Raw genomic sequence first — 15,200 nt, forward strand, 5'->3', positions numbered from 1 at the left:
GGCGCTCAGCGGCCCAGCATCGACGCCGCGTGGCGCACGTGCAGTTCGAACACCTGCGTCATCTTTTCAAGCACCCGCACCTCCGCCTCGACAGGCGCATGCGCGCGGTCGATGCCGGCCCGGACTTTCTGCCATGCAGGCAGCAGCGCACGCGCCATCTTGCGCAGCTCTTCGAGCGTTTCCGCCGAACGAAAGCCGCAGTCCTGGCACAGCGCCTCCCAGGAGTGACGGCCGACGGCGTCGAAGGTCTTGTCGTCACCGATGAAAAGCGCCAGCCCGGTGTCGCCATAGGCGCGCACGCACAGCAGGTCGTAGAACGGCGCGAGACGAAAGCCCTGGTCGTCGACGATCACCGACACGTTCTTCGCGTGCGCGTCGGCATTGCCGATCAGGAAATTGAACATGACCCAACGCTGGAACTGCAGCAGGTCGGCACCCCGCACGCGCAGCCCGCGCAGCGCCTCAACCAGCAACGGCAAACTCACGAGCCCGCCGCTTCGTTCGTACTTCCAGGCGGGGCCGTGTCCGAGCAGCTGGCAGCCGTCGATCTGGTGCAGGCTCACGATGTTGCCGGCGACCAGCACGCGGTCGTATCGCGCGACGACGTAGGCGGCTTCCGGGACGCGCAGCATCCAGACATCGGGCACCGGCAGCTTGAGCACTCGCGCCAGCTGCATGCACGCCAACTCATTGATAGCGCTCGGCCGGTAGCGCGCCTGCCGGGAGTCGGGCTTGAGGATGTGCGTGGTCGGCGACGCGCCCACGCTGTCGCTGAGCCGCATCTGCTTCGCATCGAACCGCAGCCCGATCTTGTCCTGTGCGCCGGGCAACGACATGGTCGCCTCGGCGTTCGACACCAACAGCGGCGTGCGGTCGCGGTCCGCCAGCCGGCGGCTGAGCGCTTCGAACGTCAGCGGCCGGTACTCCTGGGCGGGTGCGGGGCGGGCATCGGCCGGCAACAGCGACAACACCCCGGGCAGTTCAGCCCCCAGGCGCCCCAGCAGCTCGAAGGACGACGCGCCTCGCAGGTGGATGGCACTGACGATGTCCTCGAGCGCTTCGCCTTCCGGGAGCAGGTTCTCGAAGAAGACGCGCACCGCGTTGCCGGTGTACCGGTCAGCGCCCAGCGGAAACTGCGGCGCCAGCACGTGGCGGCCCGGCTGTTCGAGCCACTGTGCGTCGTATTCGAAGAAGTAGTCGGCAGCTGCGTGACCGAACCAGCCCATGGGACGGGCGTTGGCCCAGACGCGCAACCGGATCATTCGGCGTTCCCATCCGGCGAGCCGGCGTCACCGCCGAGGTCTCCCTGCCATCCGTCGAAGCTCGCCTGCAGGCCCAGGCCGGAGCCAAGGAGCAGCAGCTTCAGCAGGGAACAGCGTCCGGGGTCGCTTTCGGCATCGCGGATGAACGAGGTGCTGACACCGCAGACCGCGGCGGCTTGCGCACGGGACAGGCCTTGGCGCCTGCGCTCCGCCTTGAGCCGCAGGGCCAGTTCCGGAAGGCTGTCGGGGGTGAGCTTCATGAATTTGACCTCAAGAGAGCACATTAGCTCACAGAATAGGCAAATTCGTCAAATTTGATCTTTTGAGATCAAATTCCTCAAATGCAGGTTGCGCACCATTTATGCCCCCAAAAGGGCATAAATGATTAAATGTTCAGCAATTTCATGGAAATTGATCCCACAGGATCAATTTCTCAATCCCCAGCGGATTCCTCACCCGCCTTCACCACCGACACCGGCGCCTCCACCGCCCGCCCCGCCGTCGACACGATCTCCTGATCAATCGCGCCGAACAGCGAGCGTCCGTCCAGCCCCTTCATCTCGATGCGAATCGTGTCGCCGAACTTCATGAAGTCGGTGGCGGGTGCGCCGTCCTGGATGGTTTCGATGCAGCGTTTCTCGGCGATGCACGAGTAGCCCTTGGGCCATTCCATGCGGCCGTTCTTCTCGACGCCCTTGTTGCTCACGGTGCCGCTGCCGACGATGCTGCCGGCGCGCACGTTGCGCGTCTTGGCGATGTGGGCGATGAGCTGGCCGAAGTGGAAGGTCATCTCGGGGCCGGCGTCGCACAGGCCGACCTTGCGACCGTTCCAACTGCTTTGCAGCGCCAGGTGCACGCGCCCGTCCTGCCAGGCCGCGCCGATCTCGTCGAGCGTGACGGCCACGGGGCTGAAGGCGGTGGCGGGCTTGCTCTGGAAGAAGCCGAAGCCCTTGGCCAGTTCGGCCGGAATGAGGTTGCGCAGGCTCACGTCGTTGGCCAGCATCACGAGGCGGATGCCGTCCAGGGCCTGGTCGGGCGTGGAACCCATCTTGATGTCGCCGGTGACGACGGCGATCTCGGCCTCGAAGTCGATGCCCATGGCCTCGCTGGGCACGATCACGTCGTCGACCGGGCCCAGGAAGTCGTCGCTGCCGCCCTGGTACATGAGCGGGTCGGTGTAGAAGCTCTCGGGCACTTCGGCATTGCGCGCCTGGCGCACCAGCTCGACGTGGTTCAGGTAGGCCGAGCCGTCGGCCCACTGGTAGGCGCGCGGCAGCGGCGCCATGCACTGGGCGGGGTCGAACGGAAAGGCATGGCGTGCGCGGCCCTGGTTGAGCGCGTCGTACAGGTCCTGCAGCTGCGGGCTCATGAAGCCCCAGTCGTCCAGCACCTGCTGCAGCCGGTGGGCGATGCCGGTGGCGTAGTGGGCGAGCGTGAGGTCGCGCGAGACGACGACCAACTGGCCGTCGCGCGAGCCGTCCTTCAGGGTGGCGAGTTTCATGATGCGGGCGTGAGCTAAGGGAGCAGGGGCGCCGCGCGGCGCCCACTAAACTGGTTGAACGGGCGGCAGTGTACCGAGAGGTCTTCGTGAACCTCGGCGCCGCGGCCCACTCCACACACCCATGTCGACGCACGTCGCGCCCCCACCGCTGTCCCTCGGCCTGCCCGGACGCCCGTCCTGGCGCGCGCTCGCGGGGCTGACGCTGGCGGTGGCGCTGGCGCACCTGTTGCTGCTCGGACTGGCACCGATGGCCATCGGGCCGGAGCCCTCGCCGCTGGCGAGCAAGTTCATCACGCGCACGATCGTGATCGCGCCGCCCGCAGCGGAGGCCCCCGCGGCACCGGCCGCCGCGCCGGTCGCGGCCAAGCCGCCGCCGCCGGCCAAGCCCCGGCGCCCGCGCGAGGCGTCGGTGCCCCGGCCCAAGCCCGCTCCCACGCCGGTGCCCGACGCATCGACACAGACGCCTCCCGCCGAAACGCCCGACCAGACAGCGCAAGCCGCTACAGATTCAGGAGCAACAGCCCCCGAAACACCCGCCAGCGCCCCGGCCGCCGCCACGGGAAACACGCCCGGTGGCACGCAGAGCGGTACGACCACGGCCGGCAGCGGCGCCTCGGGCACCATCGCCGGCACCCAGGCGCTGCGGATTCCGGGCTCGGTCACGCTCGATTTCGAGGCCACGGGCCAGAAAGGCGCCTCGCCGCAACGCGGCGTGTTCGGCGAGCTGGTCTGGCTGCAGGACGGCAGCCGCTACGACGGGCGGCTCACGCTCAAGGCTGTGTTCTTCACCCTGCTGAACTGGCACAGCACCGGCAAGATCGGCCCCTCGGGCCTGGAGCCCGAGCGCTACTCGGAAAGCCGCAAGGCCGAGGTCGCCTCGCATTTCGCGCGCGACCAGGGGCAGATCATCTTCAGCAACAACGCGCCGTCGGTGCCCCTGCAGCCCGGCGCGCAGGACCGCATGAGCGTCATGATGCAACTGGGCGGCCTGCTGGCGGCCAGCCCAGCGCGGTATCCGGCGGGCACCCGGATCTCGGTGCAGACCGTGGGCGTGCGCGACGCCGAGGTCTGGGTCTTCGAGGTCGGCGACGAGGAAACGCTGAGCCTCCCGGCCGGCGAATTCACCACACGCAAGCTCACCCGCACGCCCCGCAAGGAATTCGACCGGAAACTGGAACTCTGGCTGGCGCCCCGGTACGGCTATCTGCCCGTGCGCATCCGGCAAACCGAGGCAAATGGTGATTTTGCTGACGCCCAATTGCGCAAACCCCTACCCCAGACGCCCGCGAATTGAGGCAAAAAGGCTCACATATCAACAGCGCGACGACAACTGTTCTTGAAACTGGCGCGTTGATTGCTATCTAACCCCCCATGAACGCCATCGACATCCTCACAGGGCCCGCCATGAACATGCTTTACGACTCCGAGTCCTTCGTCGTCGTGCACGTGCAGCCGAATGACGGCGACGAGCCCCGCACGAAGCCCAACGGCCCCGTGCTGGAGCGTCACGGCTTCGAGATCGTGGACAAGCGATCGGGCAAGGAGGTCTACCTCGACGGCTCCTGGGCCGAACTGTTCCAGCAGCAGATCGCCGCGTGGCAGCTCAACACGCCCACGCAGGAAGAGGTCGAGGACACGCTCGAGGGCTACGCCGAACTGGCGCACACGCCGGTGCTGGTGCACTGAGCGGGCCTGACCCTCCCGAACGAAACAAGCGCCCCGCGGGGCGCTTTTTCTTTGCCTGTCTCCCGGGCCCTCAGCGCTCGGTCCAGCGGTACATCGGCCCCACGATCAGCAGCACCGCCACCAGCCGGCACACCTGGAACGCCGTGACCACCGGCACGCCCAGTTGCAGCACCTTGGCCGTGATCGACATCTCGGCGATGCCGCCGGGCGAGGTGCCCAGGATCATCGTGGCCGGGTGCAGCCCCGTCGCCCACGCCAGCAGCCAGGCCGCGCCGGCGCACAGCACCAGCATGCCGACCGTGCCCAACGCCACCGAACCGAGCCAGCGCGGCGCCGTGTGCAAAAACTCGCGGCTGAAGCGCACGCCCAGGCTCACGGCAATCACCAGCTGCGCGGTGTTCGACAGCCAGGTCGGCACCGCCGACAGCGACTGCCCCGCGACCGTGAAACCCATCGCCACCAGCAGCGGCCCCATGAACCACGGATTCGTGCGGCCCAGCGCCCGCATCACCAGCCCGCCCACGCCGGTGGCCAGCACCAGCACGGCCAGCCCGGCCGGGTTCACCTCGCGCACGCCGGGCGGGTTGATCTCCAGGCCGTGCAGCCCGCTCCACTGCATCGCGAACGGGATCGTCACCGTCACCACCATCAGCCGCAGGCTGTGCGCGGCGGCCACGAGGTCGGTGCGCGCGCCGGCCGATTCGGCCAGCAGCGTCATCTCGGAGGCGCCGCCGATGGCGCCTGCGAAGTAAGTCGTGGCTCTCATGGATTTCGCCGGCACGTGCGGCATGCGCGCCGCATGCACGCGGTGCAGCCAGCGGCCGAAGACCCAGCCCAGCAGCAGCGCCCAGCCGATGGCCAGCAGGATCGCCCACCACACGCCAGCGACCAGCGTCACCACCTGCGGCGTGAAATACAGGCCCAGCGCGGTGCCGATGGCCCATTGCCCCATGTTGCGCAGCGGCGTGTGGCTCGCGGTCGGCAAGCCGGCGATCGAGGCCAGCGACACCGCGAACAGCGGGCCGATCATCCAGGGCAGCGGGGTGTGCAGCGCGACACAGGCGAGCGCGGCGGCCAGCGCCAGCAGCAGCGTGGCCAGCACGCGGAAGAGAAATCGGAACGACACGGGCAGGAACAAACGACGTCAAACGGCGGAAAAGGACGACAGCCCGGTGCAGGGCGCCGGGCATAGTATGGCGGGATGCTTCCTCGCCCTTCCCGCGCTTCCCGGCTCTTCGCGCCGCTGATGGCCGCCGTCCTGCTCGCCGGCTGCGCCGCGCTGTCCGCCGAGGCGCCCATCGCGCGCCGTGTCGCGGCCCTCCTGCCGGCCAATGCCCTGCTGCTCGGCGAGCAGCACGACGCCCCCGAACACCACGCACTCGAGCGCGAGACCGTGCAGGCCCTGGCCGAGCGCGGGCAGCTCGCCGCCCTGGCGCTCGAGATGGCCGAGGAAGGCCGCAGCAGCACCCGCCTGCCCGCCACCGCGACCGAGGCCCAGGTGCAGACCGCCCTCGGCTGGAACGGCAAGGCCTGGCCCTGGACGCGCTACGGCCCCTCCGTGATGGCGGCCGTGCGCGCCGGCGTGCCGGTGGTCGGCGCCAACCTGCAGCGCGCGCACATGAAGGACGCGATGGCCGACGTCTCGCTCGACGTGCAGCTCAACGGCGAGGCCTACGCCGCGCAGCAGGAGGCCGTGCGCGAAGGCCATTGCAAGCTGCTGCCCGAATCGCAGATCGGCCCGATGACGCGCATCCAGGTCGGGCGTGACCGCGCCATGGCGCAGGCACTGGTGAAGGCCCGCCAACCAGGCAAGACGGTGGTGTTGATCGCCGGTGCGGGCCACGTCACCAAGGTGCTGGGCGTGCCGCAGCACCTGCCGACCGACGTGTCGGTGAAGACCGTCCACCTGCAGGCCGGCGGTTCGGCCGAAGACGACACCGCCGCCTACGACGCCACCTGGCGCACGCCGTCGCTGCCGCCGGTGGACTACTGCGCGGGCGTGCTCAAGCGAACTTCTTGATCGAATCCGCCAGCGTGTTGACCAGCGTGTCGATGTGCTGCTTCTCCACGATGTAGGGCGGCGCGATCACCAGCACGTCGCCCGCGGCCCGCACCAGCGCGCCCTTGTGGAAGCAGTCGAGGAACACGTCGTACGCCCGCTTGCCCGGTGAGCCGGCAATGGGCGCCAGCTCCACCGCCGCCGCCAGGCCCAGGCTGCGGATGCCGATCACGTTCGGCAGGCCCTTGAAGGTGCTGTGGAAGGCATCGCCCAGCACCTTGCCCATGTCGCCGGCGCGCGCGAACAGGTTTTCTTCCTTGTAGAGGTCGAGCGTGGCCACCGCCGCCGCGCAGGCCACCGGGTGGCCCGAGTAGGTGTAGCCGTGGAAGAACTCGACCACGTGCTCGGGCGCGTCGGTCTTCATCATTGCGTCGTAGAGCTTGTCGCGGCAGATCACGCCGCCCAGCGGAATCACGCCGTTGGTCACGCACTTGGCGAAGTTCAGCATGTCGGGCACGACGCCGAAGAAGTCGGACGCGAAGTTGGTGCCCATGCGCCCGAAGCCGGTGATGACCTCGTCGAAAATCAGCAGGATGCCGTGCTTGTCGCAGATCTCGCGCAGGCGCTTCAGGTAGCCCTGCGGCCCCAGGTACCAGCCGGCCGAACCGGCCACCGGCTCCACGATGATCGCGGCGATGTTGCTCGGGTCGTGCAGCGGCAGGATGCGGGTTTCGAGTTCGACCAGCGGGTCTTCGGCCCACACCGGCTCCTGGTTGTGGATGTAGGCATGGTTCACCGGGTCGTGAATGAAGCGCATGTGGTCCACGCGCGGCAAAAAGGCCGAGCCGAACACCTTGCGGTTGCCCGGAATGCCGCCCACCGACATGCCGCCGAAGCCCACGCCGTGATAGCCCTTCTCGCGACCGATGAACACGTTGCGGTGGCCTTCGCCGCGCGCACGGTGGTAGGCCAGCGCCACCTTCATGGAGGTGTCAGCGGCCTCGGAGCCCGAGTTGCAGAACAGCACCTTGTTCAGGTCGCCCGGGGCCAGCGCGGCGATCATCTCGGCCGCCTTGAAGGCCTTGTCGTTGCTGACCTGGAAGGCGGTGGCGTAGTCGAGCGTGTCCAGCTGCTTCTTGATCGCCTCGTTGATCGGCTTGCGGTTGTGGCCCGCGCCCACGCACCACAGCGACGAGATGCCGTCGACGACCTTCTTGCCGTCGTGCGTGGTGAACGTCATGCCGTCGGCCGCCACGAAAACCCGCGGGTCTTTCTTGAAATGGCGGTTGGGCGTGAAGGGCAACCATTGGTTGTCCATGTTGAAGTCCTGGAAGGCCATGTCTCGCTCCTGCGGTTTGTGGAGAGGGAAAATCGCGATTCTGGCACCCCTGCCACAATTACGCCCCTGATGACGACCCCAACGCCCGCCTACATCCTGAACCTCTCCTGTCCCGACCGGACGGGCATCGTGCACGCCGTCTCGGGCTTCCTGCTCGAGCGCGGCGCCAACATCGAAGAGGCCGCCCAATACAACGACCACGGCACCGGCCTGTTCTTCATGCGCGTGCGCTTCGCCTGCGGTGATCACAGCGAAGCCGTGCTGCGCGAAGAGTTGAAGACCTTCGCCACCGGCTTCGGCATGAGCCTGCAACTGCACGCCGCCGCCCAGCCGATGAAGACCGTGATCCTGGTCAGCAAGGAAGGCCACTGCCTGAACGACCTGCTGTTCCGCTGGAAGAGCGGCCTGCTGTCGATCGACGTGCGCGCCATCATCTCGAACCACCGCGACTTCTACCAGCTGGCCGCCAGCTACAACGTGCCCTTCCACCACATTCCGGTGACGGGCGCGACCAAGGCGCAGGCCGAGGCCAGGCAGCTGGAGATCATCGAGGCCGAAGGCGCCGAACTCGTGGTGCTCGCGCGCTACATGCAGATCCTGAGCAACGACCTGTGCAAGAGCCTGGCCGGCCGCGCAATCAACATCCACCACTCGTTCCTGCCCAGCTTCAAGGGCGCCAAGCCCTACTACCAGGCGCACGACCGCGGCGTGAAGCTGATCGGCGCCACCGCCCACTACGTGACGGCCGACCTCGACGAAGGCCCGATCATCGAGCAGGACGTGGCCCGCGCCGACCACACCGACACGGTCGAAGACCTCACGGCCCGCGGCCGCGACACCGAGAGCCAGGTGCTGGCCCGCGCCGTGAAGTGGCACAGCGAACACCGCGTGCTGCTGAACGGCCACCGCACGGTCGTCTTCCGCTAACCAACCCTCCTCACCGCCGCTCCCAGATGCGCCTGCAGCTTCCGCTTTTCGCCCTCGCTGCCGCTCTGGCAGCGCCCGCCACCTTCGCCCAGGACGCACGCGTCGGCGGCGCCCCGCTGGCGCCCGACGCGCTGTTCGCGCGCGTGTCACCCAGCGTCTGGGTCGTGCAGGCCAGCGACGCCCAGGGCAAGCTCCTGGCCACCGGCAGCGCGGTCGCGACCGGCCCGGGCACGGCCGTCACCAGCTGCAAGCTGCTGGCCAAGGCGAGTGCCGTGACGCTGCGCCGCGACAACGTGAGCTATGGCGCCGCGCTGGAACTCCCCGACGTCGAACGCGACCTGTGCCAGCTGCGCGTCGCCAACCTCGCGTCGCCGACCCTGGGCGTCGTGCCCGCGGGCGCGCTGCAGGTCGGGATACCGCTGTACGTCATCGGCGCGCCACGCGGTCGCGAACTGACGCTCGGCATTTCCATGCTCGGCGGCGTGCGCCGCAATGCCGCGGGCGCGCTCGAATCGCTGCAACTGGCCACGCCGACCGAAGCGGGCCTCGCCGGTGCCGGCCTGTTCGATGCGCAAGGTCGCCTGGCGGGACTCGTCGCGGGCTCGGCCCCGGCGACCCTCGCCCTGCCGGCCGCGTGGATCGCAGAGCTGCCGACGCGCGGCCAACGCGCCATCGAGCGCCTCGCCGCCCAGCCGGCTCCAGCGTCGCTGCAACGCCCGAACCTCGTGGAGTACCAGCTGCACGACCGCCTCACCAACACCTACCGCAAGGTGATCTACCGCGCGGACACGGCCACCGCCGGCGACGACCGCCTCAGCTTCAACAACGGCGGCTGGGTCGAGAAACCCGGAGGCGAGGTGATCGGCGTCACGACGGCCGTGGCCGGCGAGTTCGACAGCGTCATGCCGCCGGGCGGCTGGGCCCGGCCGAGCCTGGAACCCGACGCGGCCTGGGCCTCCGAGTACGACGCCACCATGGGCGGCACGCGGATCAAGATGGACCTGCGCGCCAGCGTGGTGGACGACGCCGCCATGCTGCCGTTCGACGGCCGCGAGCTCAAGGTGGTGAAGATCGACTACCGCGGCCACACCCAGCGCTTCGCGAACGCGGGCGCCTGGAGCGGCAACCAGTACGGGACCTACCGCGCCAGCGTGTGGTTCTCGCGGGAGCTGGGCCGCGTCGTCCGCTTCGAAGTGCAGACGCGCGGCGGTGCGAGCGGCGGCGCGTTCCAGGTCAGCGAAGTGCTCGAGCTGGTGAGCATCCGCTAGCCCGGCAGCGCGCCGCGCGCACTCCCTGTCAATCAATTGCGGTACGGGTTGTCCGGGCGCCGGTCCTGGCGGTTCGGCACACCGTCGCCATCGCGGTCCCAGCGGCCGCGGTTGTATTCCCAGCGGCCATGGTTCTCGCGCCATTCCGGCGCGCGGTAGGCATAGCCCGGGCGGGCGCGCATGTACGCGCCGCGCACCCACACATGGCGACCGCCACGCCACTCGTAGTGACCCGGCGACCACACGTAGCCGCGACGCGGCGGCGGCACGCGCTCGTAGCGCGGCGCGGGCGGCGGCCCCTGGATGGTGATCACCGCCTGTGCCTGCGCGGCCGTGGGAACGGTCAGGGCGCCCACCGACAGCAGCGAGGCGGCACCGATGGAAAGAGCGACTGCGAGTGTTTTCATGAGAAAGCCCTCATGTTGTTGGAGGAGCCTTCATGCTGCCGGGACCGTGTGAAGCGCCTGTAAGCGCCGCGCGAAATCTTGTGTAGAGCTGTTTCGCCGGATGGCCGCGCTTTATTCCTGCAGTTCGCGCAGGTCGATGGCCGCTGCCATGGCGGCGTGGCCGGCGCGGCTGGGATGCAGGTGATCGCCGCTGTCGAATGTGGGATTCAGCTGACGCGGTGCGGCGGGGTCGCGCAGCACGGCATCGAAGTCGATCACGCCGTCCACGTCCTGGCGGCTGCGCACCCAGCGGTTCACGGCCTCGCGCATGGCCTCGTTGGCGTCGGTGCCGTAGAGCGTGTTGCCGAAGGGCGGCACGGTGCCCAGCAGCACCTTCACGCCCTTGGCGCGCGCCTGCTTGACGAGCTGCCCCAGGCCCTCGGTGATGCGCTCGGCCGTGGGCACGTCGTGCGGCGGCACCTTCAGGCCGGGGATGCCCGCGAAGATGGCGCGGCCGATGTCGTTGGTGCCCAGCAGTACGATCACGTGCGTCACGCCGCTCTGGCCCAGCGCGTCGCGCGCGAAGCGCGACAGGCCGTCGGGACCGATGCCGTCCACCAGCAGCCGGTTGCCGCCGATGCCGGCGTTGATCACCGACACCGCGTGCGCAGCCTGCGGGCTGTCGCGCAGCCGCGTGGCGAGCATGTCGGGGTACGAACCATCGCCCGACTCGCCACCGCCCGCGGTGATCGAATCGCCGAACGCCACCACGGTGCGCACGGGCTTCGTGGTGAGCACGTCGAGCCCGGTCACGATGTGGCTCATCGGCAGCGCCGTCGGTTTCGGCAGCCGGGGCGACGCCACGACGTTGCCGTGGGCCAGCCAGCCCGTGTCGGTGGACTGCAGGTACATCGTGGCGAACGGTGTCGCGCGGTCGAGAAAGAGGCTCACGGCCACGGCCTGACCCGCCGCGACGTTCAGCGCCACGCCGTCGCTCCAGGCTTCCGCCCCCGGCGCCACGGTGACGCTGGCACGGCCGCCGAAACGCAGCGTGCGCAACGAGGCCGGCGAGACGGCGTCGCCGCCCGTGCCCAGTGCCACGGTGGCGGCGGCGATGCGCAGCGGCGCCTTGCCGAAGCGGTTGGACACCCGCACGCGGATGCGCTCGCCGTCGAGCGTCGGGCGCATCATCTGGCGCAGGGTCTGGCCGCGGAAGACATGGTCGCCCGGCCCGCCGATGGCGGCCGTGGCGGGGTTCGCATCCAGCTCGGCGAAATCGAGCGGCGCCACGGCCCAACTCGCGACCCAACGGGCCTCGGCCGGCTGCCGCGCGGGCGGTTCGAGCTTCTCCGCCCACACCGCCTGCACACCCACGAGCAGCACCGCAAGGCCGAGAACGACCAACCAGTGTGCGGGGGAGACAGCGGCGTCGCGCAGACGCGCGCGCCAGCGGGCAGAAGGGTTCATGCGTGCAAAGCGGCCCAGTGTACGGAGCCGCCTTGCCCGCGCAGGTGACGAGGTCTAACCCTGGGTTACCAGGTGTCGACGTACGCCGAGACCGCTTCGGCCGGCCGCGTCGCCGACGCCAGCCCGCGCACCAGCCAGCTGCGCGTGTCGGCCGGATCGATCACGGCATCGATCTCCAGCGTCTGCGCCATGTGGATCGCCTCGCCGTTGGCGTACTGCTGCGCCACCAGCTGCTTGAACAGCGCATCGCGTTCCGCGCCTTCGGGCGCGGCCGCGAGTTCCTTGCGAAAACCCAGTCGCACCGCACCTTCGAGGCCCATCGCGCCGAACTCGCCGGTGGGCCAGGCCACGGTGAACACGGGCGCGTCGAAGCCGCCGGCGGTCATGGCCTGCGCGCCCAGGCCGTAGCCCTTGCGCAGCACCACCGCGAAGAAGGGCACGCGCAGGTGCGAGGCCACCATGAACATGCGGCACACGTGGCGCACCTGCGCCTGCGCCTCGATCTCGGGCCCGACCATGAAGCCGGGCGTGTCGCACAACGACACGATCGGTAACCCGTGGGCATTGCACAGTTGCATGAAGCGTGCGGATTTGTCGGCCGCCTCCACGTCGATCGCGCCGCCCAGGTGGTGCGGGTTGTTCGCCATGAGGCCGACCGGCTTGCCTTCGATGCGCGCCAGCGCCGTGACGATGCCCGCACCGAAGCCCGCGCGCAGTTCGAGCAGCGAGCCCGTGTCGGCCACGCCGCGCATCGCGGCGCGCACGTCGTACACGCGCAGCCGGTTCTCGGGCACCACGTGGCGCAGCGTGCGCGGGTCGGCGCACTGCCAGTCGCTCACCGGGCCCTGGAAGTACGACAGGTACTGCTTGGCCGCAGCGACTGCAGCGGCTTCGTCTTCCACGAGGATGTCGATCACGCCGTTGCGCGACTGCACGCTGCTCGGCCCGATCTGCTCGGGCGCGAAGGTGCCCAGGCCGCCGCCTTCGATCATCGCGGGGCCGCTCATTCCGATGTTGCTGCCCTTGGTGGCGATGATCACGTCGGCGCAGCCCAGCAGCGCCGCGTTGCCCGCGAAGCAGCGCCCGTGCACGATGCCGACCACCGGCACCTTGCCCGAGAGCGCCGCAAACTGGCTGAAGGTGTGGTTGTTCAGGCCCGCGACGATCGGCATGTCGGTGTCGCCCGGCCGCCCGCCGCCGCCTTCGGCAAACAGCACCACCGGCAGCCTGAGCTGGTGCGCCACCGCGAGCAGGCGGTCGGTCTTGTGGTGGTTGCGCATGCCCTGCGTGCCGGCCAGCACGGTGTAGTCGTAGGCCAGCACGGCGCAGCGCGATTTCTCCGGGCCGAACTGCTTTGCGTTGATGCTGCCCAGCCCCGTCACCATGCCGTCGGCCGGCGTGTTGGCGATGAGGTCTTCGAGCGAGCGGCGGCGCGTCTGCGCGGCGATGGCGAGCGCGCCGTACTCGATGAAGCTGCCGGGGTCTTCGGCCGTGTCGCACAGGTCGGCGATGTTCTCGCGCGCGGTGCGCCCGCCCTGCGCATGGCGCTTGTCGACGGCGGCCTTGCGGTTGATATCGAGCGTGGGCGCATGGCGGTCGATGACCTTCTGCAGGTCGGGGCGGACCGCGTCGAGGTCGTGCGCGATGCGCGCCTGTGCCTCGACGCCCTGCGCATCGACGGCCTCCAGCCGCACCAGCGACTGGCCTTCGACGAGGTAGTCGCCGGGCGCGGCCAGCAGCGCGAGCACGCGGCCGGCCACGGGCGCGTGCAGCAGGTGCTCCATCTTCATGGCTTCGAGCACGCCGAGCTGCGCGCCGGCGGGCAGCACGTCGCCCACCGCGACTTCGAACTGCACCAGCTTCGCGGGCATCGGCGCCTTGACGGTGAGGCCGTCGTCTTCGTCCTCTTCCTGCACCGGTGCGCTCGCGGCGGCAGGTGCGGTCACCTTCTTCGTGTGCTTTTCAAACGCCTTCGCATCGGCGAGCAGGTCGCCCAGGTGCGCTTCGACAAAGCGCGTGTGCACGGCCTGCGTCGCGAACTCGGGCCGCGCGGCAATGGCGCACAGCAGCGGCAGGTTGGTGGCGATGCCGTCGATGTGGCATTCGTCGAGCGCGCGCAGCGAGCGGCGCAGCGCGTCCGCGAAACGCGGCGACGGCGAATGCACGATGAGCTTGGCCAGCAGCGTGTCGTAGTGCGGCGAGGGCGCGAGGCCCGCATAGCCGTGCGTGTCGACGCGCACGCCGGGGCCGGCCGGCAGGTCGAAGCGCGCGAGCGTGCCGCCCGCGGGGCGCGCGTTGCCTTGCGCATCGAGCGTCTCGGCGTTGATGCGCCACTGCACCGCGAAGCCGCGCTGCGGCGCCGTGCGGTCGGCCTCCACGCCGAGTGCGTTCAAGGTTTCGCCCGAGGCGACGGCGAGCTGCAGCTGCACGAGGTCGAGCCCCGTCACCGCCTCGGTCACCGTGTGCTCGACCTGCAGGCGCGGGTTCGCTTCGATGAAGACGAAAGGCAGGGTGGCCGATGCGGCATCGACCAGGAATTCGAACGTGCCAAGGCCGCGATAGCCCACGGCTTTCGCCATGCGCAGCGCCGCCTGCGTGACCTGCGCGCGCAGTGGCTCGGGCAGCGACGGGCTGGGCGCGATTTCCACCAGCTTCTGGAAGCGGCGCTGCAGCGTGCACTCGCGCTCGCCGAGGCTGGCCACGGCGCTGCCGTCGCCGAGCACCTGCACTTCGATGTGCCGCGCATTGCGCATCAGGCGCTCGACGTACACGCCTTCGATGCCGAACGCCGCCTTGGCTTCGGACATGCAGCGCGCGTGCGCCTCGGGCAGCTCGTCGGCCGTGAGCACGGCGCGCATGCCGCGCCCGCCGCCGCCGCCGATGGCCTTGACCATCACGCCCGCGCCCTGCGCGTGCTGCTCGGCGAAGAAGGCCTGCGCTTGCGCGAGCGTCACCGCGCCCGCGCTGCCGGGCATCACGGGCACATCGCATTGCGAGGCGAGTTCACGCGCACGGGCTTTGTCGCCGAACAGGCCGAGCTGCTCGGGCGTCGGGCCGATGAAGACCAGGCCTGCATCGGCGCAGGCCTGTGCGAAGTCGGCACGCTCGCTGAGGAAGCCGTAGCCGGGATGCACCGCATCGCAGCCTTGCGCCTTCGCCACGGCGATCAACGCCGCCACGTCGAGGTAGGCCGAGGGGCCGGTCGCATCGAGCGCCACCGCCACATCGGCCAGTTGCACGTGCAGCGCGGTGGCGTCGTCGCGCGCATGCACCGCCACGCTGGCGATACCCAGGTCGCGCAGCGCACGCACCAGGCGCACGGCGATCTCGCCGCGGTTGGCAATCAGAACTTTGGAAAACACGCA

General features: G+C 69.5%; 13 protein-coding genes. 5 read left to right on the forward strand and 8 right to left on the reverse strand.

Going from position 1 to position 15,200, the window contains the following annotated elements:
* Positions 1-5: 5 nt before the first annotated feature.
* The 3 genes from CLU95_RS11810 to CLU95_RS11820 all read right to left on the reverse strand — a co-directional run bounded on the left by CLU95_RS11810 (position 6) and on the right by CLU95_RS11820 (position 2,763).
* Positions 6-1,262 carry a HipA domain-containing protein gene (locus CLU95_RS11810; protein WP_099793291.1) on the reverse strand — a complete coding sequence of 419 codons (1,257 nt, stop codon included), beginning with the start codon at positions 1,260-1,262 and terminating at the stop codon, positions 6-8.
* The gene (locus tag CLU95_RS11815) at positions 1,259-1,522 is read right to left on the reverse strand and encodes a helix-turn-helix domain-containing protein (RefSeq protein ID WP_099793293.1); all 264 of its coding nucleotides are present in this window, start codon (positions 1,520-1,522) and stop codon (positions 1,259-1,261) included. Before CLU95_RS11815 ends, CLU95_RS11810 begins: the two co-directional genes overlap by 4 nt.
* 173 nt (positions 1,523-1,695) lie before the next feature.
* Positions 1,696-2,763: a fumarylacetoacetate hydrolase family protein gene (locus tag CLU95_RS11820; RefSeq protein WP_099793295.1), complete on the reverse strand. Its 1,068-nt coding sequence runs from the start codon at positions 2,761-2,763 to the stop codon at positions 1,696-1,698.
* A 121-nt stretch (positions 2,764-2,884) separates the two neighbouring features.
* On the opposite strand from CLU95_RS11820, the gene CLU95_RS11825 reads away from it, so the two are divergent.
* Together CLU95_RS11825 and CLU95_RS11830 are read left to right on the forward strand one after the other, a co-directional pair.
* Entirely contained in the window at positions 2,885-4,057 is a 1,173-nt protein-coding gene (locus tag CLU95_RS11825; protein WP_099793297.1) for a DUF3108 domain-containing protein, read from the forward strand.
* A 77-nt stretch (positions 4,058-4,134) separates the two neighbouring features.
* Positions 4,135-4,449, forward strand: a complete 315-nt coding sequence (locus CLU95_RS11830; protein ID WP_099793299.1) for a BTH_I0359 family protein — start codon at positions 4,135-4,137, stop codon at positions 4,447-4,449.
* A gap of 70 nt (positions 4,450-4,519) precedes the next feature.
* Here CLU95_RS11830 and CLU95_RS11835 read toward each other — a convergent pair whose 3' ends face one another.
* Positions 4,520-5,575: an AbrB family transcriptional regulator gene (locus CLU95_RS11835; RefSeq protein WP_099797244.1), complete on the reverse strand. Its 1,056-nt coding sequence runs from the start codon at positions 5,573-5,575 to the stop codon at positions 4,520-4,522.
* Positions 5,576-5,695: 120 nt separating this feature from the next.
* On the opposite strand from CLU95_RS11835, the gene CLU95_RS11840 reads away from it, so the two are divergent.
* Positions 5,696-6,469, forward strand: coding sequence for a ChaN family lipoprotein (locus CLU95_RS11840; protein WP_257214608.1), 774 nt, complete (start codon positions 5,696-5,698; stop codon positions 6,467-6,469).
* Here the strand turns inward: CLU95_RS11840 and CLU95_RS11845 are convergent.
* Positions 6,453-7,787: an aminotransferase class III-fold pyridoxal phosphate-dependent enzyme gene (locus tag CLU95_RS11845; RefSeq protein WP_099793303.1), complete on the reverse strand. Its 1,335-nt coding sequence runs from the start codon at positions 7,785-7,787 to the stop codon at positions 6,453-6,455. The genes CLU95_RS11840 and CLU95_RS11845 overlap by 17 nt on opposite strands.
* Before the next feature lie 69 nt (positions 7,788-7,856).
* On the opposite strand from CLU95_RS11845, the gene purU reads away from it, so the two are divergent.
* Positions 7,857-8,714, forward strand: a complete 858-nt coding sequence (gene purU, locus CLU95_RS11850) for a formyltetrahydrofolate deformylase (RefSeq protein WP_099793305.1) — start codon at positions 7,857-7,859, stop codon at positions 8,712-8,714.
* 26 nt (positions 8,715-8,740) lie between these two features.
* Positions 8,741-9,982: a S1 family peptidase gene (locus tag CLU95_RS11855; protein WP_099793307.1), complete on the forward strand. Its 1,242-nt coding sequence runs from the start codon at positions 8,741-8,743 to the stop codon at positions 9,980-9,982.
* 32 nt (positions 9,983-10,014) lie between these two features.
* Here the strand turns inward: CLU95_RS11855 and CLU95_RS11860 are convergent, their stop codons facing one another.
* The 3 genes from CLU95_RS11860 to CLU95_RS11870 form a co-directional block, all read right to left on the reverse strand.
* Positions 10,015-10,389 (reverse strand): YXWGXW repeat-containing protein, encoded by a 375-nt coding sequence (locus tag CLU95_RS11860; protein ID WP_099793309.1) that lies wholly within the window; start codon positions 10,387-10,389, stop codon positions 10,015-10,017.
* Between the two features lie 111 nt (positions 10,390-10,500).
* A complete protein-coding gene (locus CLU95_RS11865; protein ID WP_180288583.1) occupies positions 10,501-11,835 on the reverse strand; it encodes a GDSL-type esterase/lipase family protein in 1,335 nt (444 codons plus the stop codon).
* Positions 11,836-11,900: 65 nt separating this feature from the next.
* Positions 11,901-15,197 (reverse strand): carboxyl transferase domain-containing protein, encoded by a 3,297-nt coding sequence (locus tag CLU95_RS11870; protein ID WP_099793313.1) that lies wholly within the window; start codon positions 15,195-15,197, stop codon positions 11,901-11,903.
* Positions 15,198-15,200: the final 3 nt, after the last annotated feature.

Source organism: Variovorax sp. 54, from assembly GCF_002754375.1.
Classification (GTDB): domain Bacteria; phylum Pseudomonadota; class Gammaproteobacteria; order Burkholderiales; family Burkholderiaceae_C; genus Variovorax.

What these genes read in the sequence shown, in the direction of transcription:
- CLU95_RS11810 (WP_099793291.1), bottom strand. Translation starts at nt 1,262, where the DNA reads ATGATCCGGTTGCGCGTCTGGGCCAACGCCCGTCCCATGGGCTGGTTC.
- CLU95_RS11815 (WP_099793293.1), bottom strand. Translation starts at nt 1,522, where the DNA reads ATGAAGCTCACCCCCGACAGCCTTCCGGAACTGGCCCTGCGGCTCAAG.
- CLU95_RS11820 (WP_099793295.1), bottom strand. Translation starts at nt 2,763, where the DNA reads ATGAAACTCGCCACCCTGAAGGACGGCTCGCGCGACGGCCAGTTGGTC.
- CLU95_RS11825 (WP_099793297.1), top strand. Translation starts at nt 2,885, where the DNA reads ATGTCGACGCACGTCGCGCCCCCACCGCTGTCCCTCGGCCTGCCCGGA.
- CLU95_RS11830 (WP_099793299.1), top strand. Translation starts at nt 4,135, where the DNA reads ATGAACGCCATCGACATCCTCACAGGGCCCGCCATGAACATGCTTTAC.
- CLU95_RS11840 (WP_257214608.1), top strand. Translation starts at nt 5,696, where the DNA reads ATGGCCGCCGTCCTGCTCGCCGGCTGCGCCGCGCTGTCCGCCGAGGCG.
- CLU95_RS11845 (WP_099793303.1), bottom strand. Translation starts at nt 7,787, where the DNA reads ATGGCCTTCCAGGACTTCAACATGGACAACCAATGGTTGCCCTTCACG.
- purU (WP_099793305.1), top strand. Translation starts at nt 7,857, where the DNA reads ATGACGACCCCAACGCCCGCCTACATCCTGAACCTCTCCTGTCCCGAC.
- CLU95_RS11855 (WP_099793307.1), top strand. Translation starts at nt 8,741, where the DNA reads ATGCGCCTGCAGCTTCCGCTTTTCGCCCTCGCTGCCGCTCTGGCAGCG.
- CLU95_RS11860 (WP_099793309.1), bottom strand. Translation starts at nt 10,389, where the DNA reads ATGAAAACACTCGCAGTCGCTCTTTCCATCGGTGCCGCCTCGCTGCTG.
- CLU95_RS11865 (WP_180288583.1), bottom strand. Translation starts at nt 11,835, where the DNA reads ATGAACCCTTCTGCCCGCTGGCGCGCGCGTCTGCGCGACGCCGCTGTC.